This is a genomic window from Sinomonas terricola (assembly GCF_034931225.1).
In the GTDB taxonomy this organism is placed as follows: Bacteria; Actinomycetota; Actinomycetes; order Actinomycetales; family Micrococcaceae; genus Sinomonas; species Sinomonas terricola.
The window spans coordinates 92759-113183 of the sequence record NZ_JAYGGQ010000015.1 but is presented as its reverse complement, the minus strand read 5'-3'; the positions used below and the strand labels follow the sequence as shown (position 1 = coordinate 113183).

Here is a 20425-nt window from a genome sequence, read left to right as displayed (position 1 = left end):
ACTGCGGATACTGCGTTCATGGGTCTCACCTCCTGCTGACGAATCACGATCGTCAGGACGGTACCACATCCGCCATGCGGGTGCACCACGGCGTCATCCGGCGAAGCGCGAGGGGATCGGGCCCGCCTGTGCGCCGCGATAGGGTAGGGGCCATGCGTATCGCCCGGTTTGTCACTGATGCTGCCTCGGATTCGGCCCCCGCGTACGGCGTGGTCCACGGAGAACCAGGGGACGAGCAGATCGCGGTGATCAAGGGCGATCCGTTCTTCCAGGGGATCACGCCGACAGGCCAGACGCATCGCCTCGAGGACGTTCGCCTCGTCGCGCCGATCATTCCCCGGAGCAAGATCGTGGGCATCGGCCGCAACTACGTGGACCACGCGAAGGAGATGGGCAACGAGGTTCCCACCGAGCCGGCCATGTTCCTCGTCGCGAACACCGCCGTCGTGGGCCCGGGCGATCCGGTCGTCCTGCCCGAGTGGACCGAGGAGGTCTCCTACGAGGGCGAGCTGTGCATTGTCATCGGCCGCATCTGCAAGGACGTGCCTGCGGAGAAGGCCGACGACGTGATCTTCGGCTACACGGTCGGCAACGACTTCACGGCACGGGACAAGCAGCGCGCCGACGTCCAATGGGCCCGGGCGAAGTCTTTCGACACCTCGAAGCCGCTCGGACCGTGGATCGAGACCGAGCTCGATTCCGAGGACCTCTCCCTCGTGACGCGGCTCAACGGCGATGTGGTGCAGGACGGCACGACCGCGGACATGGTCTTCGGGGTGCGGGAGCTCGTCGCGGCCGTCTCGCAGGCCTTCACCCTGCTTCCGGGGGACGTCATCATGACTGGCACGCCTGCGGGCGTCGGCCTCGTGAGCGAGGGCGACCGCATCGAGGTCGAGATCGAGGGGATCGGGACGCTCTCGAACCCCGTCGTGCGCCGCTGAGGCGAGGCGGCCGAGAGGCCTCAACCTCACGGGAAGCAGAGCCCCACGGCCTAGAATGGGGTCACTATGACTTCCTCCACCGAATCCGCGCCGCTCGTCGCTGACGTCATCCCCTCCGTTACCCCGGACACGCCCGTGCGCGTGCGCTTCTGCCCGTCGCCGACGGGCACCCCGCACGTCGGCATGGTGCGCACGGCCCTCTTCAACTGGGCCTACGCGCGCCACACGGGCGGCACTTTCGTCTTCCGCATCGAGGACACGGACGCGCAGCGGGACTCGGAGGAGAGCTACGAGCAGATCGTCGAGGCGCTCACGTGGCTCGGCCTCACGTGGGACGAAGGCATCGACGTCGGCGGCCCTCACGAGCCGTACCGGCAGTCGCGGCGACTCGACCTGTACAAGGACGTCGCGGCGAAGCTCAAGGACGCGGGCTTCCTCTACGAGTCGTTCTCGACGCCGGACGAGATCGAGGCCCGCCACCGCGCCGCGGGCCGCGACCCGAAGCTCGGCTACGACAACTCGGACCGCGATCTGACCGCCGAGCAGATCGCGGCGTTCCGCGCCGAGGGCCGCGAGCCCGTCCTGCGCTTCCGCATGCCGGAGGCCGACGTCGTGTTCGACGACCTCATCCGCGGCGAGATCCGCTTCAAGGCCGGAAGCGTGCCGGACTTCGTCGTCGTGCGCGCCGACGGCTCGCCGCTCTACACGCTCGTCAACCCGGTCGATGACGCGGCCATGGGCATCACGCACGTGCTCCGCGGCGAGGACCTGCTTTCCTCGACGCCACGCCAGGTCGCGCTCTACCACGCCCTGCACGCCGTCGGCGTCGCCTCCTACATGCCGCTCTTCGGCCACCTCCCCTACGTCATGGGGGAGGGCAACAAGAAGCTCTCGAAGCGCGACCCGCAGTCCAACCTCTTCCACCACCGCGACCGCGGCTTCATCCCCGAAGGCCTGCTCAACTACCTCGCGCTCCTCGGGTGGTCGCTCTCGGCGGACGAGGACATCTTCACCGTCCAGCAGCTCATCGAGAACTTCGACATCGCGGACGTCCTGCCCAACCCCGCGCGCTTCGACCAGAAGAAGGCCGAGGCCATCAACGGCACCCATGTGCGTCTCCTTGCGGCGGACGACTTCCGTGACCGCCTCGTGCCGTACCTGCGGGCAGCCGGCGTCGTGGGAGAGACCCTGACGCCGCGCGAGGAGCAGATCCTCACCGAGGCGGCGCCCCTTGTCCAGGAGCGCATCACGCTGCTCGGCGAGGCGCCGGGCATGCTCGGCTTCCTCTTCGCCGAGGACTCGGCGATCGAGGTCGACGACGACGCGCGGAAGGGCCTCCCCGACAACCTCGCCGAGGTCGTGGACGCGGCCATTGCGGCGCTCGAGCCGCTCAGGGAGTGGACGGCCGAGGCGATCCAGGATGCCCTGCGTGCCGCGCTCGTCGACGGTCTCGGGATCAAGCCGCGGCTCGCCTTCGGCCCCGTGCGCACGGCGGTCTCGGGCCGGAGGATTTCGCCGCCGCTCTTCGAGTCGATGGTCATCCTCGGCAAGGACTCGTCGCTCGCGCGGCTCAAGGCGTTCCGTGGCTGACCGCTCCGTGGCTGACGCCCCAGCGAAGGCCGTCGGGATGGGCATGATGCCGGGCATGGCCCCGGTTACAGCGACCCCCGTCGCCGGCGTGCTCCTCGACATCGATGAGACGCTCGTGGACCTCGAGTGGGCGATGCACCGCGCACTGCGCGAGGCGACGGCCCCGTACGCATCGCTTTCGGAAGCGGAGTGGGAGGCGTTCTGCGCCGTCTTCACGCGCGGCTCCGACGACATCTACGACCGCTACGTCGCGGGCGAGATCACGTTCGCCGAGCAGCGCGTGCTGCGCGCCGAGCGCTGCCTCGCGGCCGTCGGGACCGCGTTCCCGGACACGGCGGCCGCGGCCTCGTGGCTCGCGGCCTATGAGAAGGCCCAGCCGGGCTACGTCCGCGCGTTCGACGACGTCGTGCCGCTCCTCGACGAGCTCGACGCCGCGGGGGTGGTCTACGGCGCGGTGAGCAACAACGTGCACGACTACCAGCGCGCGAAGCTCGACCACGCCGGGCTCGCGCGGATCCGCGTGCTCGTCGGCATCGACGCCGTGGGCGTCGCCAAGCCAGACCCGGCGATCTTCCGCGAGGGCCTCCGCCTTCTCGGCACCGCGGCCGAGCACACTGTCTACGTCGGCGACAACCCGCACCATGACGTCGTCGGTGCTGCGGGAGCCGGCCTGCGGGGCATCTGGCTCAATCGTGCCGGGCGGGAAGTCCCCGAGGACGCTGCCCACGCGGTCGCCGAGCAGATCGCGAGCCTGCGGGAGCTTCCCGCCCTGATCGGGCTGGTCTAGCCGGGACACTCAGGCCCGGAGGACCGCCGGCCGCATGCGTGCCCTGATGGATTGGATCCCGGGTAGCCCTTGAGCTGTTGGGCTCCGGCCGCGAGGCGGGACGCTCCCGAGGCGAGCTGCGTGCGCCGTCCGCGAGATTGTTCGGCACCGCGCCCGACGCGGTGGGCGCCTCGCATGCGCTGCAGGGCGGGGTTCGGAAAGATAGGCACCGATGTTCAACACCACGGGTCGAGGCGCTTGTGGCGATTTGGCAGGCTGCCCGGCGATCCAGTAAAGTAATAACTCGTGCTGAGGGGCACGGAGGAACTCGGACAGCGGTTCGAGGGTCGCCAAACCCGAATCACGCCTTGGGATATGGTGTAATTGGCAACACTACGGTTTCTGGTACCGTCATTCTAGGTTCGAGTCCTGGTATCCCAGCTCCTGATGTCCGCGAGCGAGTGGCGGCCTGACGGTCAGGTAAAGTACACGGCCCCATCGTATAGCGGCCTAGTACGCCGCCCTCTCACGGCGGTAACGCGGGTTCGAATCCCGCTGGGGTCACGGATGGTCCGCGGTTTTCCGCCGGGCCTCCTTTCAAGCTTCCCTTCGGGGAAGCGCAGTGCGCGGCCCCATCGTATAGCGGCCTAGTACGCCGCCCTCTCACGGCGGTAACGCGGGTTCGAATCCCGCTGGGGTCACTGCAGGAAGAGCGCCCCGATCTTCGGATCGGGGCGCTCTTCCCATTTCCCGCCATGCCCGGGTCGCGGGCTCACCAAGCGACGCCGTCAGCGGTTCACAGCCGTCGACGCAGCCTCCCAGGCGAACCCGTCCGGATCCGTGAAGGCCGCCGCCAGCCCGTTGACCACGAGGCGGTGCGACCCCGTTCCGTCGGGGGAGACTCCTGCATCCTTCGCGAGGGCGCGGCGCCCATAGAGCCCGAGCTTGACTGGCCCGTCTGCCGCGAACTCGACGTAGGTGCGCCCGAAGCTCTTGGCGACGGAGAGGCCCCGCTCGGCGTAGAAGCGCTTGCTGGCCGTGACGTCCGCCGCACCCAGCAAGAGGACGAACTGATCGAATTCGCGGCGGGCCGGGCCCGAGTCCTTCTTGGCCGAGGTCGCGACCTTGAGAATCGTCCCGTCGGGGGCCTGGACGACTCCGCCGTATCCCCAGAACGTCTTGGTGGCCGGCTTGAGGGGCGTCGCGCCGGTGCGCAGGGCGGCGTCGAGGAAGAGGTCCGCGTTGCCGGGCTGCGCCACGACGAGCGAGAGCGTGAACCCCCGGAAGCCGCTCGTGGCGGCCTCCGAGGCCTGTACGTGCAACGGCACGGCCGGGCCGAGGGCCGCGGCGTAGAAGCGTTCGGCGGCCGTCGGGTCGGCTGCCTCGATCGTGACTGATTCGATGATTGCCATAGCCACCACGCTAGCCACGGCCCCTACGCCGCCGCTTCTCGATTCCTGACCAGCTTGATTCCCGATCAGCTTGATTCTTGACCAGCTTCGGTCAGGCGAGCTTGCGCGCGGCCGCCTGGACTTTGAGCATCGTGCGCAGGTTGCGCGTCGTGGTTGTGGCCTTGTATTTGGCCTTGGCCGTGGCCTTCGACATCGGGCTCTCGAGTGTGCCGCCCACGGGCGCGCGCCAGGCTGTGGCGATGGGGGAGAGTCGCGTGTGCTCGGTATCGTCCTGCGCGGCGAGGGTCCACAGCTCGTCGAGGACGGCCGGATCGGAACCGAGCGTCACGTAGGTGTGCGCGTCCTCGTCGTCGTGCGGGTAGGGGCATGCGCCGACGATCGCGTCGACGTCGTCGGCGGTCATGACGATGACCCACGCGTCATAGCCGAACCGCGCCCGCAGCGCTGCCTGAACCGCTTCCTTGAGCTCGCCCGCCGGGAGGTCGGAGCGCATGACGGCGTTGCCGCTCGCGAGGAGGGTTGAGACGCCGGATACGGGAAGTTCGGCGAGGGCGGCCTTGACGTCCGCCATCCGCAGGTTGATCCCACCCACGTTGACCCCGCGGAGGAAGACGGCGTATGCGGTCATGAAATCTCCTCGGGTGCTGGGGTGGGTGTGGGTGGTGGAGTGGGTGCGATTCGACTCAGTCATTGCCCTTGCGCAGGGCTTCCGTGAGGAGTCGGGCGGCGCTGCAGACGACCTCAGCATGCTGACGGCCGGGCTGGCGCGTCAAGCGTTCGATCGGCCCCGAGATCGAGACGGCGGCGATCACGCGGCCGGACGGGCCGCGCACCGGCGCGGAGACCGAGGCGACCCCGGGCTCGCGTTCGCCAAGGGACTGGGCCCAGCCCCGCCGTCGTACGCCTGCGAGCACGGTGGGGGTGAAGCGCGCGTTGTTGAGCCCTTCGAGGAGCCGGTCGTGATCCTCCCAGGCCACGAGGACCTGGGCCGCGGAGCCGGCCTTCATGGTGAGCTGGGTGCCGACGGGGATGGTGTCGCGCAGGCCCACCGGGCGTTCGGCGGAGGCGACGCACACGCGCGAATCGCCCTGGCGGCGGAAGATCTGGGCGCTCTCGCCCGTCGCGTCGCGGAGCTGGACGAGGATCGGGCCCGCAGCGGCGATGAGGCGGTCCTCCCCGGCGGCGGAAGCGAGTTCGACGAGGCGGGAGCCCAGCACGAAGCGCCCCTGGATGTCGCGCGCCACGAGGCGGTGATGGACGAGGGCGAGGGCCAGCCGATGAACGGTCGGGCGCGCGAGGCCGGTTGCGGCGACGAGCTGGGCGAGGGTGGTCGGTCCGGCCTCGAGCGCATCGAGCACCATCGCGGCCTTGTCGATCACGCCGACGCCACTAGAATTGTCCATAGGTTGATATTGCCGTCTCAATATCTGAGATGCAAGTCGGCAGAGTAGCCCACCATGCGGACTCCCTGCTGGACTGTGAGAGGCGCCGATCGCGCCGTACAAGAACGAAGGGAGCTGGCCATGGGACGCACTCTGGCCGAGAAGGTCTGGGACGCGCATGTCGTGCGCAAGGGCGAAGCGGGCCAGCCGGACCTCCTCTACATCGACCTGCACCTCGTCCACGAGGTGACCTCCCCGCAGGCCTTCGAGGGCCTCCGCCTCGCCGGCCGCCAGCTGCGCCGCCCGGACCTCACGATCGCGACGGAGGACCACAACACCCCGACGCTCGACATCGACAAGCCGATCGCCGATCCGACGAGCCGCACCCAGATCGAGACGCTGCGCGCCAACTGCAAGGAGTTCGGCGTCCGCCTGCACTCGCTCGGGGACCGCGAGCAGGGCATTGTGCACGTCGTCGGCCCCCAGCTCGGTCTGACCCAGCCGGGGCTGACGATCGTGTGCGGCGATTCGCACACGTCGACCCACGGTGCGTTCGGTGCTCTCGCGATGGGCATCGGCACGTCCGAGGTCGAGCACGTCATGGCGACCCAGACGCTCTCCCTCAAGCCGTTCAAGACGATGGCCATCACCGTGGAGGGGACACTCAAGCCCGGCGTGAGCTCGAAGGACATCATCCTCGCCGTCATCGCCAAGATCGGCACGGGCGGCGGGCAGGGCTACGTCCTCGAGTACCGCGGCTCCGCGATCCGCGCCCTCTCGATGGAGGCGCGCATGACCATCTGCAACATGTCGATCGAGGCCGGCGCCCGCGCCGGCATGGTCGCCCCCGACGAGACGACCTACGCGTTCATGAAGGGCCGCCCGCACGCGCCCCAGGGCGCGGACTGGGACGCAGCTGTCGAGTACTGGAACACGCTCCACACCGACGACGACGCCGTGTTCGACGCCGAAGTGTTCCTCGACGCCGACGAGCTCGAGCCGTTCGTCACGTGGGGCACCAACCCCGGTCAGGGTGTCTCGCTCTCGCAGGCGGTGCCCGACCCTGACTCGTTCGCAGACGAGAACGCGAAGGCGGCTGCCCGCCGGGCCCTGACCTACATGGACCTCGAAGCCGGCACCCCCATGAAGGACATCAGGGTCGACACCGTGTTCCTCGGCTCGTGCACGAACTCGCGGCTCGAGGACCTCCGCGCCGCCGCGGACATCATCCGCGGTCGCGAGAAGGACCCGAACGTGCGCATGCTCGTCGTCCCCGGCTCAGCTCGCGTGCGTCTCGAGGCCGAGGCCGAGGGCCTCGACAAGGTCTTCACGGAGTTCGGCGCCGAATGGCGGTTCGCGGGCTGCTCGATGTGCCTCGGCATGAACCCCGACCAGCTTGCCCCGGGCGAGCGGTGCGCCTCGACGTCGAATCGCAACTTCGAAGGGCGCCAGGGCAAGGGTGGCCGCACCCACCTCGTCTCACCCGTCGTCGCCGCCGCGACGGCCGTCCGCGGCACGCTCTCGTCGCCGTCGGACCTCGATCCGCTGCCCGCCGCCGACGCCGCCGCGAGCAGCGCCGCCTGACCTGCCGGGCCCGCCCGAGCCGAGAATCTACGGAGACACACACCATGGAGAAGTTCACCTCCCACACCGGCATCGGCGTCCCGCTGCGCCAGAGCAACGTCGACACCGACCAGATCATCCCCGCCGTGTTCCTCAAGCGGATCACGCGCACCGGATTCGAGGACGCCCTCTTCGCGAGCTGGCGCAAGGACGAGTCCTTCATCCTCAACCAGGAGCCGTTCAGCCGCGGCTCGGTCCTCGTCGCCGGGCCGGACTTCGGGACCGGCTCGTCCCGCGAGCACGCCGTGTGGGCGCTCAAGGACTACGGCTTCCGGGCCGTCATCTCGTCCCGCTTCGCGGACATCTTCCGCGGAAACTCGGGCAAGCAGGGGCTCGTCGCCGCCGTGGTCGCGCAGGATGACGTCGAGCTGATCTGGAAGGAGCTCGAGAACAACCCGGGCACCCAGATCACGGTGGACCTCGCGGCCAAGATGGTCACGTGCGGGAACATCGTCGCGCCGTTCGAGATCGACGACTACACGCGGTGGCGCCTGCTCGAGGGCCTCGACGACATCGGCCTCACGCTCCAGCACGAGGACGACATCGCGGCGTATGAGGCTTCGCGGCCCTCTTTCAAGCCCACCACCCTCCCGGCGAAGTCCTGAGCGCGAGGTCCTGAGCGACAGCGTGCCGCCCGCCGTCGCGGGCGGCACGCGACGTGCTGCCTTCTTCCTCGCTTCTTGTTTGTTTCGCCGCTCCGCGGGGGAGCTTCTATGCTTAGCAGGGTCCGAGGCCGGGCTGTTGGGGGACAGGCGAGCAGTAGAGGAAGCAACCATATGAGCAGTGTCCTGACCATCCGCGGCGGCGTGCCGCTCTCGGGACGGGTCGCCGTCCGGGGGGCCAAGAATCTCGTGCCGAAGGCCATGGTCGCGGCTCTGCTCGGCGACGAGCCGTCCGTGCTCCGGAGCGTTCCGGAGATCAAGGACGTCGAGGTCGTCACGAGCCTGCTCTCCCTGCATGGGGTCGACATCGCACGGGACCCCGCGACGGGGGACCTCACGCTCGATCCGGCCAACGCGCGCACGGCCCATTCAGCGGACATCGACGCGCACGCAGGTGATTCGCGCATCCCGATCCTGTTCTGCGGGCCCCTCATCCACGCGATCGGCGAGGCCTTCATCCCGGATCTCGGGGGCTGCCGCATCGGCGATCGGCCCATCGACTACCACCTGAACGTCCTCCGCCAGTTCGGCGCCGTCGTCGACAAGGGCTCGGTGGGCATTCGCATCACGGCGCCGAAGGGCCTTCAGGGCGCCAAGATCTCGCTCCCGTACCCGAGCGTCGGCGCGACCGAGCAGGTGCTCCTCAGCGCGGTCAAGGCCGAAGGCATCACCGAGCTCACGGGTGCCGCGACGGAGCCCGAGATCGTCGACCTCATCGCGGTCCTGCAGAAGATGGGCGCGCTCATCTCCATCCAGTCGGATCGGACGATCCGCATCGAGGGCGTCCCGTCGCTCGGCGGCTACGACCACACGGCCCTTCCCGACCGCAACGAGGCGGCGTCCTGGGCCTCCGCCGCGCTCGTCACGAAGGGCGACATCTTCGTCGAGGGCGCGCTCCAGCGGGACATGATGACGTTCCTCAACACGTTCCGGAAGCTCGGCGGCGGGATTGACATCCGCGACAACGGGATCCGGTTCTACCACAAGGGCGGGAAGCTCTCGCCTCTCGTCGTCGAGACCAACGTGCACCCCGGCTTCATGACGGACTGGCAGCAGCCGCTCGTCGTCGCGCTCACGCAGGCGGAGGGCGTCTCGATCGTCCACGAGACCGTATATGAGAACCGTTTCGGCTTCACCGAGGCGCTCCGCCGCATGGGGGCGACAATCCAGGTCTACCGCGAGTGCCTGGGCAGCGTCCCGTGCCGCTTCGGCCAGCGGAACTTCCTCCACTCGGCCGTCATCTCGGGCCCGAGCGAACTGCACGGAGCCGACTTCGACGTCCCCGACCTGCGGGGCGGCTTCAGCCACATCATCGCCGCGCTCGCCGCGGAGGGCACGTCCCGGGCGACGGGCGTCGACGTCATCAAGCGCGGCTATGAGCGGTTCACGGAGAAGCTCGGCGGCCTCGGGGCCGATTTCGACCACGAGGAGGAGGCCGCGTGACTGGTTCCTCGAAGGCTCGGGCGAGCGAGTCCGCGGGCGAGCGCGTGGCCTTCGCGCTGGCCGCCGGCGTGGTGCGGCCCACGATGAACGCGCTTCTCGGCAAGACGTGGCTCGGCGCCGAGCGGCTCCAGAATCTTCCCGGCAGCGGGGGCTTCATCGCGTGCCCGAACCACTGCACCGAGATCGATCCGCTCGTCGTCGGGCACATGCTCTACAACCTCGGGCGCCCGCCGCACTTCCTCGCGAAGGCCGGCCTCTTCAAGCCGCCCGTGCTCGGCCCGATCATGCGGCACACGAAGCAGATCCCCGTGGACCGCAGCGGCACGGGCGCCGGGCAGTCCCTCGAGGTCGCGCGTGAGGTGCTCGACGAGGGCGGGGCCATCCTCATCTATCCCGAGGGCACGCTCACTCGGGATCCCGCGCTCTGGCCCATGAAGGGCCATACGGGCGCCGCGCGGCTCGCGCTCAAGACGGGCGCGCCCGTCGTCCCGATCGCGCATTGGGGTGCGCAGGAGCTCTTCCCGCGCTACGCCAAGCGGCTCTACGTGTGGCCGCGCAAGCGCGTCCGCGTGCTCATCGGGGATCCCGTGGATCTGAGCGAGTTCGAGGGGCGCCCGCTGGACAAGGCGACGCTCGTCGCCGCGACCGAGAAGATCATGGCGGCCATCACGGCTCTCCTCGCCGAACTGCGGGGCGAGGAGCCGCCGGCTGAGCGCTGGGATCCATCGGCGCACCAGCAGAGCAAACACGGTCGGGATGTCGAGCGCGGCGCGAAAGGCCCGGCGAACGACGGCGGAGTCCCGGCGTGAGCGCAGACCTCACCGGCGTGGGACACGCCCAGGCGGAAGACGCCGTGCGCGACGCCGTTGGCCCCGCGAGCGTGCCGAGCGACATCACGTCGGTCGCCGTCTTCGGCGCCGGGAGCTGGGGGACGACTTTTGCCAAGGTCCTCGCGGACGCGGCTGAATCGCACGGCATCGAGCGCAGCATCCGGGTGTGGGGGCGCAACCCCGAGACCATTGCGGACATCAACCGCCACCGCAACGGCCGCTATCTCGGCGAGATCGAACTGCCCGGAGCGATCACGGCCACGACGGATCCCGCCGTCGCCCTCGCGGGGGCGCAGCTCGTCGTCTTCGCGGTCCCCGCGCAGTCCCTCCGCGAGCAGCTTGAGAGATGGCGGGGCCTCATCCCGCGAGACGCCGCCGTCGTGTCCCTCATGAAGGGCCTCGAGGTCGGCACCGATCTGCGGATGAGCGAGGTCATCGCCGAGGTCACGGGGGTGCCGCCGGAGCGCATCGCCGTCCTGTCGGGCCCGAACCTCGCGATGGAGATCGCGCGCAGGGAGCCGACTGCGTCCGTCATCGCGTGCGCCGACGAGGCGCTCGCTCAGCAGATCGCCCGGGCCTCGACCGCGCCCTATTTCCGCCCGTACACGTCCACCGACGTCGTGGGGGCCGAGATCGGCGGCATCGTCAAGAACGTCATCGCCCTGTGTGTCGGGATCTGCGACGGCAAGGGCATGGGGGACAACACGAAGGCCTCCGTCATCACCCGCGGTCTCGCGGAGACAACGCGCCTCGCCGTCGCCCTCGGCGCGGACCCCCAGACCCTCGCGGGCCTCGCAGGCCTCGGCGACCTCGTGGCGACCTGCGCGTCGAAGCTCTCCCGCAACCACACCGCCGGAACCCTCCTCGGGCAGGGCCTGAGCGTCGAGGAAGTGGGGGCCCGCATGACCCAGATCGCCGAGGGCATCAAGTCCGCGCCCGCGGTCCGTGATCTCGCGCGCCGCGTCGGCGTCGACATGCCCATCACCGAGGCCGTCGTCGGCGTGCTCGCAGGCCGCATCGGCATTGACCAGCTTCAAACAGCCCTGCTCGCGCGGGAGCTCAAGTCGGAAGGCGAATAGCGTGTCCCAGCCTGCAACTCCCGAGCCGATCCCTGTGACGCCCGCGGACGCGGGGCGCAAGATCCGCGTCGCGCTCCTCTTCGGCGGCCGCTCGAGCGAGCATGCCGTGAGCTGCGTGACGGCGGCGGGCGTCATGAACGCGATCGATCCCGACAAGTACGAGGTCCTTCCCATTGGCATATCCAAGGACGGCCAGTGGGTCCTCTCGAACGGCGACTGGCAGCAGTGGGCCCTCAACGCGGGGGAGATGCCCGAGGTCCGTCCCGGGAGCGAGACCGTGCGGCTCACGAGCAGCCCCGGCCGCGCGGGCCTCGTCGTCACGAAGCCCAACGAGGTCCCGCGCGAGCTGGGAGAGGTCGACGTCGTCTTCCCGCTCCTGCACGGCGCGTTCGGCGAGGACGGCACGGTCCAGGGCCTGCTCGAGCTCGCCGACGTCCGGTACGTCGGCGCGGGCGTCCTCGCGTCCGCCGTCGGCATGGACAAGCACTTCATGAAGATCGCGTTCGAGGCCGCGGGCCTCGCCGTCGGGCCTTACGTTGCGGTGACCGACAAGGAATGGCGCCGCGACCAGCAGTCGGTGCGTGACGCCGTCGCGCGCCTCGGCTACCCGGTCTTCGTCAAGCCCTGCCGCGCGGGCTCCTCGGTCGGGATCACGCGCGTCGAGCGTCCCGAGGACCTCGACGCCGCCGTCGCCGAGGCGCGCCGGCACGACCTCAGGATCGTCATCGAGGCCTCGATCGCCGGCCGCGAGATCGAGTGCGGCGTGCTCGAAGGCCGCGGGTCAGGGGCCCCGCGCACGTCCCTCCCCGGCGAAATCGTCGTCCAGGGCGCCGAGCACGCGTTCTATGACTTCGAGGCCAAGTACGTCGAGGACGACGCCGCCGCGCTCAGCTGCCCAGCGGACCTTCCCGAGGACGTGATCGCGCGCGTGCGCGAGCAGGCCGCCCGTGCGTTCGACGCCGTGTCCGCCGAGGGGCTCTCCCGTGTCGACTTCTTCTACACGCCGGACGGCGAGCTGGTGATCAACGAGATCAACACGATGCCGGGCTTCACGCCCATCAGCATGTACCCGCAGATGTGGGCGGCGAGCGGGCTCTCGTACCACGACCTCATCGACGAGCTCATCCAGCTCGCGCTCGAGCGGCCGACCGGCCTGCGCTGACCCGCTTCCCGGGCCTCGGCCGGGCGCGGGCGGTCAGCCGTTCGGGAGCTGGGCGACCTCGGCCTGGCCCACGCATTTCGCGGTCTGCGGGACCTTCGAGACGGCCCCCGAAAGCGTCGCGAGGACGGTGGCCGAGCTGATCTTCGACGAGTCGAGGAGCAGCTCGGTCGCGGGCTTCCGCCCGAAGGTCGTGAGGATGTAGGTGCCGTTCTCCGCGCCCGTGCCCCCGGCAGGCGCGGAGGCCGAGGCGCTGGGCTGGCCCGAGGCGCTGGGGCGCGGCGACGGCGCCGTCGAGGGCGTCGACGCGTCCCGGATGACCCAGTCGACGCCGTTGACGGTCACGCAGCGGTCGGTCGTCGGCCCGGGGGTCGGCACGCCGCACCGAAGGACGACGGCGGCCGGGTCCCCCCACGCGGCCGTGGCCTGGCTCGTCGTCTTGCGGAGAGCCGCGGTGCCGAGCGAGTCGGGGAGGGCGATCATCTCGGGGGCGCACGCCGGATTGGCGGCGTCGGGCGCCGGATCGACCGCGACGGGAGCGCTGCATGCCGCAAGCGACGCGGCGAGGGCAGCGGCGGAACCGACGGCCGAGGCGCGCAGGAACACGGCGGCGCGGGGCATGCTGATCCTTCGGGACACGTACGGGGGTCCTCTCCAGCCTACTAGGCTGGTGGCGTGCGCACGTCCCCCCTGCCCCTGACCGTCGGAGAGCTGAGCGAGGGCGAACTCCTCGACCGGATCCTCCCGCGGCTCGCGGGGGGTGCCGCGGCGCTGCTCGGCCCGGGCGACGACGCCGCCGTCCTCGCCGCCCCCGACGGCCGGGTCGTCGTCTCGACGGACACACAGACGCAGGACGCCGACTTCCGCCTCGTCTGGCCGAACGGGTATCGGCACACGGGATTCGACGTCGGGTGGAAGGCCGCGGCCCAGAACCTGAGCGACATCAACGCGATGGGCGCCGTCGCGACGGGCATCGTCGTGAGCCTCACGCTCCCGCCCGCGACGCCCGTCGGGTGGGTCGAGGATCTCGCGGATGGGCTCGCGGCGGGCGTGCGCGGGCTCGGCGCGACGCGCTGCGCCCTCGCGGGCGGCGATCTCGGCCGCGGAGGCGAGCTCTCAATCACGGCCACTGTGCTCGGGAGCCTCGACGGGCGCAGCCCCGTGCTGCGCAGCGGAGCGCACCCCGGGGACGTGCTCGCCGTCGCCGGTTCGCTCGGACACGCGGCAGCGGGGCTCGCGCTCCTCGACGAGGGACCAGCCTACGAAACGCTCGACGGCGCGCTCCGCGGGCTCGTCGAGCTCCAGTGCCGGCCAGTCCCGCCCCTCAACGCCGGCCCGGCCGCGGCGCTCGCCGGCGCGACCGCGCTCATGGACCTCTCGGACGGGCTCGAGCGGGACTCGCTGCGCCTCGCCCAGGCGAGCCGAGTACGTCTCGACTTCGACCTGGACGCGCTCCGAGCACGGGCCGAGCCCCTGCGTTCCGCGGCCGCCCTCCTCGGCGCCGACCCGCTCGCGTGGGTGCTCGGCGGCGGAGAGGACCACGGCCTGCTCGCGGCCTTCCCCGCCGACGCACAGCTTCCGCACGGCTTCGCTGCGATAGGCTCGGTTTTGCCTGCCGACGGCGGGACGCCCGGCGTGTTCGTGGGAGGGCACCCGGCGGCCTCGAGGGGATGGGACCACTTTGCCTGGTAGCAACGCCGCGAAGACGGCGTCCAACGCTGCGGCCATGCGCCGTTGGCTCGGCATGGCGGAGACCGTGCTGGCCAACCACAGCGACCGGCTCAACGCGATCAACATCTTTCCCGTGCCCGACGGCGACACCGGCACGAACCTCTACCTCACGGCGCGCGCCGCGGCCGAGGCGGCGCAGGAATGCGACAGCTCCGATCTCGGGGCCGTCATCGGCGCCGCAGGGCACGCGGCCATGGAGGAGGCGCGCGGCAACTCCGGCACCCTGTTCGCCGTCTTCCTCGATGCGTTCTCCGTTCCGCTTGCCGGCCAGTCCCGGCTCAGCGGGCCCCTCCTCGCCGAAGCCCTCCACCGGAGCCAGATCCGGGCATGGTCCGCGCTGAGCGAGCCCGTCGAGGGGACGATGCTCTCGGTCCTCGCCGCGGCCGCCGACGCCGCGGCCGGCGCGAGTTCGGGGCCCGACGGGCAGCACGAGGCGAGCCACAGCAACGCGGCGCTCGCGCAGACCCTCGACGCGGTCGTCGAAGCCGCTCTCGCCGCCGTCGTCAGCACGGAAGGGCAGCTGGCGATGCTGCACGAAGCGCGGGTCGTCGACGCCGGGGCCGTGGGGCTCCTGCTCGTCCTCGGCGCCCTCCGCTCGGCCGTGCTCGGCGTCGGCCTCACCGACCAGCTCCTCGACCAGCTTCACGGCTACCGCGTCGAGGATCCGCACATCCACGAGACCCAGCCCCCCGCGGAGGGCGTTGAGCTCATGTGCACGATCACGCTGAGCCCCCTCGATGCGGCTGGCCTGCGGCATCGGCTCGACGAGCTCGGCGACTCCGTGATCATGAGCCCGCTCGGCCCGCTCGACGAGGACTCGGGTTGCGTCCGGTGGCGGGTCCACGTCCACGTGCGGGACCCCGAGACGGTGCTCGCCGAGATCAAGCGTCGGGGCGAGCCCGAACGCGTCTCGTTCACCGAGCTCCATTCCGACCATGCGAGCTGACCGCACCACGCGACTCGATCGGCTCATCGGTGCGAAGGGCGCGAAGAAGTTCGCGGATCAGCTCGGCCTCGCGACGGCGGGCGACCTCCTCGGCTACTTTCCCCGGCGCTACATGGCGCGGGGCGAGCTCACGCCGATCCAGGAGCTCCCGTTCGACGAGGACGTGACGCTCGTCGCACAGGTCGTCTCGTCGTCGAACCGGCGCATGGCCACGCGCAAGGGGAGCATCACGGAGGTTCTCGTGAGCGACCGCCCGGGCCAGACGAATGGTCCCAGCACGCTCTCGCTCACGTTCTTCAATGGCTTCAAGGCCTCGAAGCAGCTCACGCGCGGCGTCGTCGCGATGTTCTCGGGCCGTGTGAGCGTCTACCGCGGCCGCCTCCAGCTCACGAACCCGATCTACGACCTCCTCGATCCCGAGGATCTCGATCCCGAGGCCGCCGCCCGGCTCGCGGGGTGCCCCATTCCCGTGTATCCGGCCACGGCGTCCGTGCCGAGCTGGACGATCGCGAAGGCCGTCGGGACGCTCCTCGGGCAGATCGACCTCGCGTCGCTCCCCGAGGCCCTTCCCGCGCCGCTCCGCGAGAAGTACCGCCTCCCGCCCGTCGCCGACGCGTACCGCATGATCCACGAGCCCGAGTCCGACGCCGCGTGGCGCTCGGCGCAGCGGCGGTTCCGGTTCGAGGAGGCGCTCGTGCTCCAGACCGCGCTCGCGCGCCGACGCGCCCAGCACGCCGCGCTTCCGTCCCGGCCGAGCCCCGCGCGGCGCGGCGGGCTGCTGGACGCGTTCGACCGCGGCCTTCCCTTCGAGCTCACGGCCGGGCAGCGCGAAGTCGGCGATCTGCTCGCCCGCGAGCTCGCGGCGAGCCACCCGATGAACCGCCTCCTCCAGGGCGAGGTCGGCTCGGGCAAGACGGTCGTCGCCCTCCGCGCGATGCTCCAGGTGGTGGACGACGGCGGCCAGGCGGCGCTGCTTGCCCCGACCGAGGTGCTCGCTGCCCAGCACTACGCGTCGATCCGCGCGACGCTCGGCCCCCTCGTGCGGGACGGGCTGCTCGGCGGCGCCGATGATCTCGGCGTCGAGGTCGCGCTCCTGACCGGATCACAGTCGGCGGGGGAGAAGAAGCGCAGCCTCCTCGCCGCTGCGAGCGGGCAGGCCGGCATCGTCGTCGGGACCCACGCGCTCCTCTCGGAGAACGTCCAGTTCGCGGACCTCGGCCTCGTCGTCGTCGACGAACAGCACCGCTTCGGCGTCGAACAGCGCGACGCCCTGCGAGCAAAGAGCCTCGCGACGCCCCATCTGCTCGTCATGACCGCCACGCCGATCCCGCGCACGGTCGCGATGACCGTGTTCGGCGACCTCGAGACGTCCGTCCTGCGCGAGCTTCCGCGGGGACGCTCGCCGATCGCGACCCACACGGTGGGGCTCGTCGAGAACCCGTCGTGGGAACGCCGGGTCTGGCAGCGCGCGCGTGAAGAGGTCGACGCCGGTCGGCAGGTCTACGTCGTGTGCCCCACGATCGGCGCGGGAGCCGGGGATGAGGGCGATCTCGAAGCGCTCGACGCTGCGACGTGGGGCGGCACGGCCCTCGCGGCTCCCGAGCAGCAGGCCGTCTCGGTCGCGGACATCACCGCACAGCTCGAAGCCGAGCCCGCGCTCGAGGGCGTGGCCATCGGCGTGCTCCATGGGCGGCTCGACGCCGACGCGAAGACCGCCGCGATGCGGGCCTTCGCGACGGGGCAGACAGGAGTGCTTGTCGCGACGACCGTCGTCGAGGTCGGGGTCGACGTCCCGAACGCGACCCTCATGGTGATCCTCGACGCAGACCGCTTCGGCATCGCCCAGCTGCACCAGCTCCGCGGGCGCGTCGGCCGCGGCGGCCACCCGGGCACGTGCCTCCTCGTGACCCGGCTCGAGCCCGGGCATCCGAGCCGCGAGCGCCTCGCGGCGGTGGCCGCAAGCACCGACGGGTTCGAGCTGGCCCAGAAGGACCTCGAGTTCCGCCGCGAGGGGGACATCCTGGGTGCGAGCCAGTCGGGCCGGCGCTCGACTCTCCGGCTCCTGCGCGTGCTCCGTGACGCCGAAGTCATCGCGAGCGCGCGGGAGGACGCGATCGAGATCGTGGCCGACGATCCCGACCTCGAGCGGCATCCTGCGCTCGCCTCCGCGATCGAGGACTATCTCGACCCTGAGAGGGAGGTGTTCCTCGAACGTGGCTGATCGGACGGGGCATGGCATGCGGGGGACCACGCGGAGAGGGGCAGCATGAGCAGGATCATTTCGGGGATCGCGGGCGGCGTGCCGCTCGTGGCCGTCCCCGGCTCTGCCACGCGGCCGACGACGGACCGCGTCAAGGAGGCGCTCTTCTCGAGGCTTGACTCGCTGGGCATGCTGAGCCGTGCGCGCGTGCTCGACCTCTACGCGGGCTCAGGGGCGCTCGGGGTCGAGGCCGCGAGCCGCGGGGCCTCGACAGTTGAGCTCGTCGAGTCCGAGGCGAAGGCGGCGCACGTGTGCGAGCGGAACGCCCGCACGATCAACGATGCCCTCAACCGCAGGGCCGTGACCGTGCGCCGGGCCAAAGTGAGCGCGTTCCTCGAGCGCGTTCCTCCTGGGGAGCACTGGGACCTTGTCCTCATGGACCCGCCGTACCCGCTCAGCGAGGAGCAGCTCGCCTCGGTGCTCGCCGCGGTTGCGCCGCGTCTCGCGCCGGACGCCCTCGTCGTCGTCGAACGCTCTGCGCGTTCGCCCGAGCCCGCGTGGCCGGCGGCCCTCGCCCACTTCGCCGACCGGAAATACGGCGAGACGCACTTGTGGTTCGCCGAGTTAGCTCCCGCCCGTGCCCCCGGCGAGGCCGTCCAGATCGACACCGCGCCGGAGGGCGGTGGGGTGTGGGCCGGCCGCGGCGAGGGCTTCTGACCAGCCGTCGGGCCAAGGGGCGCTGAGGCCGACCGCGACAATGTTCCCCGGGTACCGCGCCTCGAACATCTCCGGTTCGCTCAGGGCCGCGACCTCGCGGAAGACCGTGCGCATCGCGGCGAGCTGGGACCGGACAAGCGTGAGCGGCGGATCGTCGCCGATGTTCACGAGCATGGCCCCGCGTGGGGAGAGGAGGGCCGCGCACTCGGCGTAGAAGTCCCGATGCGCAATGTGCGCGGGTGCTTCGGGGCCCGAGAAGACGTCGAGGACGACGGCGTCGAACCGGGGCTCTCCGCTGAATGCGGGCAGCTCGCCGCGCGCGTCGCCGATGCGCACCGCGAGCTGGGTGCCGATGGGAAGCGGCAGCCGTTCGAGTACGAAGCCGAGGAGCTCGCGTTCGAGCTCGACGGCGGCCTGGCGCGATCCGGGGCGCGTCGCCTCGACATACCGCACGAGCGTGAGAGCGCCTGCCCCGAGATGGAGCACGCGCAGCGGAGCGCCGGGAGGGGCCAGAAGGTCGAGGACGTTGGCCATGCGCCGGAGGTACGCGTAGAACACGTGATCGGGCCGGGCCAGGTCGACGTGGGACTGCTCCGCGCCGCCGATCGAAAGGACGAATGCGCCGTCGATGAGCGGGTCCGGCGCGATCTCGGCGTGGGTTCCCGCCCCCGCGAGGTAGCGCGACGCGCTCGCCCTCGTGCCGCCGTCGCCCGCGGCCCCCGTGCGGAGGGGGCTCACACGAGCCCGCCGAGCCGCGCGAGCCTGCCCGCGGCCTCCTCGAGCACGTCCTCGCGCTTGCAGAACGCGAAGCGCAGGAGGGACCGGGTCCGCTTCGCGCCCTCGTCGTGGCAGAACACGGAGACCGGGATCGCGGCCACGCCCACGAGCTCGGGGAGCCGGCGCGCGAGGTCGAGGGCGTCGTCGAAGCCGAGCGCGGCGGTGTCCGTCGTGATGAAGTACGTTCCGTCGGGCACGTAGACCGTGAGTCCCGCCGCGCGCAGGCCGTCGGCGAGGATGTCGCGCTTGTGCCGAAGGGTCGAGGCCGCGCCGGCGAAGAACGCGTCGGGCAGGCCGAGGCCGAGCGCGACAGCCGTCTGGAACGGCGTCCCCGAGCTATACGTCGTGAACTGCTTGACCGTCCTCACCCGCGCGACGAGCTCCTCGGGCCCCGACACCCAGCCGACCTTCCAGCCTGTGAACGAAAACGTCTTGCCGGCCGAGGAGATCGTGAGGGTCCGCTCGGCGGCGGCCGGAATCGTCGCGATCGGTACGTGCGGCTCGCCGAACACGAGGTGCTCGTAGACCTCGTCGGAGACGATGATCGCATCGTGACGCGCCGCGAGGCGCACGATCTGCTCGAGGACGTCGCGGCCGAAGACCGCACCCGTCGGATTGTGGGGGTTGTTGAGGACGACGATGCGCGTCGCTGGGCTGAAGGCGGCCTCGAGCTCTGCGGGGTCGGGCTGGAAGTGCGGGGCGTGCAGCGGGACCGTGACATGGTTGGCGCCCGCGAGCCCGATCATCGCCCCGTAGGAGTCGTAGAACGGCTCGAACGTGAGGACGTCGTCGCCCGGCTCGGCGAAGGCCAGGATCGCCGCGGCAATCGCCTCGGTGGCGCCCGTCGTGACGAGGACCTCGGTCTCGGGGTCCGGCTCGAGCCCGTAGAACCGACTCTGGTGCGCCGCGATCGCAGTCCGCAGGATCGGGAGCCCCTTGCCCGGCGCATACTGGTTCGAGCCCTCGGAGATCGCGCGCCGCGCGGCCTCCTTCATCTCCTCGGGGCCGTCCTCGTCGGGAAAGCCCTGGCCGAGGTTGATCGCGCCGCGGCTCACCGCGAGTCCCGTCATCTCCTCGAAGATCGTCACGCCGAGGCGCCCGTCCGCGCCCAAGAGGTTCGCGCCCGCCGCCGTGCGCTGCCAGGGGGAAGTCATTCGCCCATGCTAT

20 protein-coding genes and 3 tRNA genes are annotated in these 20425 nt (G+C 70.8%); 16 read left to right on the top strand and 7 right to left on the bottom strand.

Annotated elements, in window-relative coordinates; translation table 11 throughout:
• Window positions 1-152 precede the first annotated feature (152 nt).
• The 3 genes from SPF06_RS17870 (at window position 153) to SPF06_RS17860 (ending at window position 3318) form a co-directional block, all read left to right on the top strand.
• Window positions 153-941, top strand: a complete 789-nt coding sequence (locus SPF06_RS17870; protein WP_323280481.1) for a fumarylacetoacetate hydrolase family protein — start codon at window positions 153-155, stop codon at window positions 939-941.
• Between the two features lie 66 nt (window positions 942-1007).
• Window positions 1008-2531, top strand: coding sequence for a glutamate--tRNA ligase (gene gltX, locus SPF06_RS17865; protein WP_323280480.1), 1524 nt, complete (start codon window positions 1008-1010; stop codon window positions 2529-2531).
• A complete protein-coding gene (locus tag SPF06_RS17860; RefSeq protein ID WP_323280479.1) occupies window positions 2524-3318 on the top strand; it encodes an HAD family hydrolase in 795 nt (264 codons plus the stop codon). Before gltX ends, SPF06_RS17860 begins: the two co-directional genes overlap by 8 nt.
• Here the strand turns inward: SPF06_RS17860 and SPF06_RS22170 are convergent.
• On the bottom strand, window positions 3315-3494 hold the full coding sequence (locus SPF06_RS22170) for a hypothetical protein (protein ID WP_428985797.1): 180 nt from the start codon (window positions 3492-3494) through the stop codon (window positions 3315-3317). The genes SPF06_RS17860 and SPF06_RS22170 overlap by 4 nt on opposite strands.
• 172 nt (window positions 3495-3666) lie before the next feature.
• Between SPF06_RS22170 and SPF06_RS17855 the strand changes: the two genes are divergently transcribed.
• The 3 genes from SPF06_RS17855 (at window position 3667) to SPF06_RS17845 (ending at window position 3998) form a co-directional block, all read left to right on the top strand.
• A tRNA-Gln gene (locus SPF06_RS17855) sits at window positions 3667-3738 on the top strand.
• Between the two features lie 50 nt (window positions 3739-3788).
• Window positions 3789-3861: transfer RNA gene (locus SPF06_RS17850), tRNA-Glu, on the top strand.
• Window positions 3862-3925: 64 nt separating this feature from the next.
• Window positions 3926-3998, top strand: a tRNA-Glu gene (locus tag SPF06_RS17845).
• A gap of 87 nt (window positions 3999-4085) precedes the next feature.
• Here the strand turns inward: SPF06_RS17845 and SPF06_RS17840 are convergent.
• The 3 genes from SPF06_RS17840 to SPF06_RS17830 form a co-directional block, all read right to left on the bottom strand.
• Window positions 4086-4709 carry a VOC family protein gene (locus SPF06_RS17840; protein WP_323280478.1) on the bottom strand — a complete coding sequence of 208 codons (624 nt, stop codon included), beginning with the start codon at window positions 4707-4709 and terminating at the stop codon, window positions 4086-4088.
• Window positions 4710-4800: 91 nt separating this feature from the next.
• A complete protein-coding gene (locus SPF06_RS17835; protein WP_323280477.1) occupies window positions 4801-5337 on the bottom strand; it encodes a DUF1697 domain-containing protein in 537 nt (178 codons plus the stop codon).
• A 55-nt stretch (window positions 5338-5392) separates the two neighbouring features.
• Window positions 5393-6112: an IclR family transcriptional regulator gene (locus tag SPF06_RS17830; RefSeq protein ID WP_323280476.1), complete on the bottom strand. Its 720-nt coding sequence runs from the start codon at window positions 6110-6112 to the stop codon at window positions 5393-5395.
• 120 nt (window positions 6113-6232) lie between these two features.
• Between SPF06_RS17830 and leuC the strand changes: the two genes are divergently transcribed.
• From leuC to SPF06_RS17800, 6 genes are all read left to right on the top strand, one after another.
• Window positions 6233-7675 carry a 3-isopropylmalate dehydratase large subunit gene (leuC, locus tag SPF06_RS17825; RefSeq protein ID WP_323280475.1) on the top strand — a complete coding sequence of 481 codons (1443 nt, stop codon included), beginning with the start codon at window positions 6233-6235 and terminating at the stop codon, window positions 7673-7675.
• Window positions 7676-7719: 44 nt separating this feature from the next.
• Window positions 7720-8319: a 3-isopropylmalate dehydratase small subunit gene (leuD, locus tag SPF06_RS17820; RefSeq protein ID WP_323280474.1), complete on the top strand. Its 600-nt coding sequence runs from the start codon at window positions 7720-7722 to the stop codon at window positions 8317-8319.
• 171 nt (window positions 8320-8490) lie between these two features.
• Window positions 8491-9819: a UDP-N-acetylglucosamine 1-carboxyvinyltransferase gene (gene murA, locus SPF06_RS17815; protein ID WP_323280473.1), complete on the top strand. Its 1329-nt coding sequence runs from the start codon at window positions 8491-8493 to the stop codon at window positions 9817-9819.
• 83 nt (window positions 9820-9902) lie between these two features.
• Window positions 9903-10628, top strand: coding sequence for a lysophospholipid acyltransferase family protein (locus SPF06_RS17810; protein ID WP_323280516.1), 726 nt, complete (start codon window positions 9903-9905; stop codon window positions 10626-10628).
• Window positions 10629-10672: 44 nt separating this feature from the next.
• Complete coding sequence (locus SPF06_RS17805) at window positions 10673-11728, top strand: NAD(P)H-dependent glycerol-3-phosphate dehydrogenase (protein ID WP_428985796.1); 1056 nt, start codon at window positions 10673-10675, stop codon at window positions 11726-11728.
• Window positions 11729-11756: 28 nt separating this feature from the next.
• Window positions 11757-12890 carry a D-alanine--D-alanine ligase family protein gene (locus SPF06_RS17800; protein WP_323280514.1) on the top strand — a complete coding sequence of 378 codons (1134 nt, stop codon included), beginning with the start codon at window positions 11757-11759 and terminating at the stop codon, window positions 12888-12890.
• Window positions 12891-12923: 33 nt separating this feature from the next.
• On the opposite strand, the gene SPF06_RS17795 is transcribed toward SPF06_RS17800, so the two are convergent.
• Window positions 12924-13508: a DUF3515 family protein gene (locus SPF06_RS17795; RefSeq protein ID WP_323280472.1), complete on the bottom strand. Its 585-nt coding sequence runs from the start codon at window positions 13506-13508 to the stop codon at window positions 12924-12926.
• A 54-nt stretch (window positions 13509-13562) separates the two neighbouring features.
• Between SPF06_RS17795 and thiL the strand changes: the two genes are divergently transcribed.
• From thiL to rsmD, 4 genes are read left to right on the top strand one after another with little or no spacing between them, the layout of a single operon-like run.
• Complete coding sequence (thiL, locus tag SPF06_RS17790; protein ID WP_323280471.1) at window positions 13563-14579, top strand: thiamine-phosphate kinase; 1017 nt, start codon at window positions 13563-13565, stop codon at window positions 14577-14579.
• A 34-nt stretch (window positions 14580-14613) separates the two neighbouring features.
• Complete coding sequence (locus tag SPF06_RS17785; protein WP_323280513.1) at window positions 14614-15564, top strand: DAK2 domain-containing protein; 951 nt, start codon at window positions 14614-14616, stop codon at window positions 15562-15564.
• Complete coding sequence (locus tag SPF06_RS17780; protein ID WP_323280470.1) at window positions 15554-17785, top strand: ATP-dependent DNA helicase RecG; 2232 nt, start codon at window positions 15554-15556, stop codon at window positions 17783-17785. Before SPF06_RS17785 ends, SPF06_RS17780 begins: the two co-directional genes overlap by 11 nt.
• Before the next feature lie 45 nt (window positions 17786-17830).
• Window positions 17831-18481: a 16S rRNA (guanine(966)-N(2))-methyltransferase RsmD gene (rsmD, locus tag SPF06_RS17775; protein WP_323280469.1), complete on the top strand. Its 651-nt coding sequence runs from the start codon at window positions 17831-17833 to the stop codon at window positions 18479-18481.
• Here the strand turns inward: rsmD and SPF06_RS17770 are convergent.
• Both SPF06_RS17770 and SPF06_RS17765 read right to left on the bottom strand, forming a co-directional pair.
• A complete protein-coding gene (locus tag SPF06_RS17770; RefSeq protein WP_323280468.1) occupies window positions 18389-19219 on the bottom strand; it encodes a spermidine synthase in 831 nt (276 codons plus the stop codon). The two genes, rsmD and SPF06_RS17770, sit on opposite strands and share 93 nt — an antisense overlap.
• Window positions 19216-20412: an aminotransferase class I/II-fold pyridoxal phosphate-dependent enzyme gene (locus SPF06_RS17765; RefSeq protein WP_323280467.1), complete on the bottom strand. Its 1197-nt coding sequence runs from the start codon at window positions 20410-20412 to the stop codon at window positions 19216-19218. Before SPF06_RS17765 ends, SPF06_RS17770 begins: the two co-directional genes overlap by 4 nt.
• Window positions 20413-20425 lie beyond the last annotated feature (13 nt).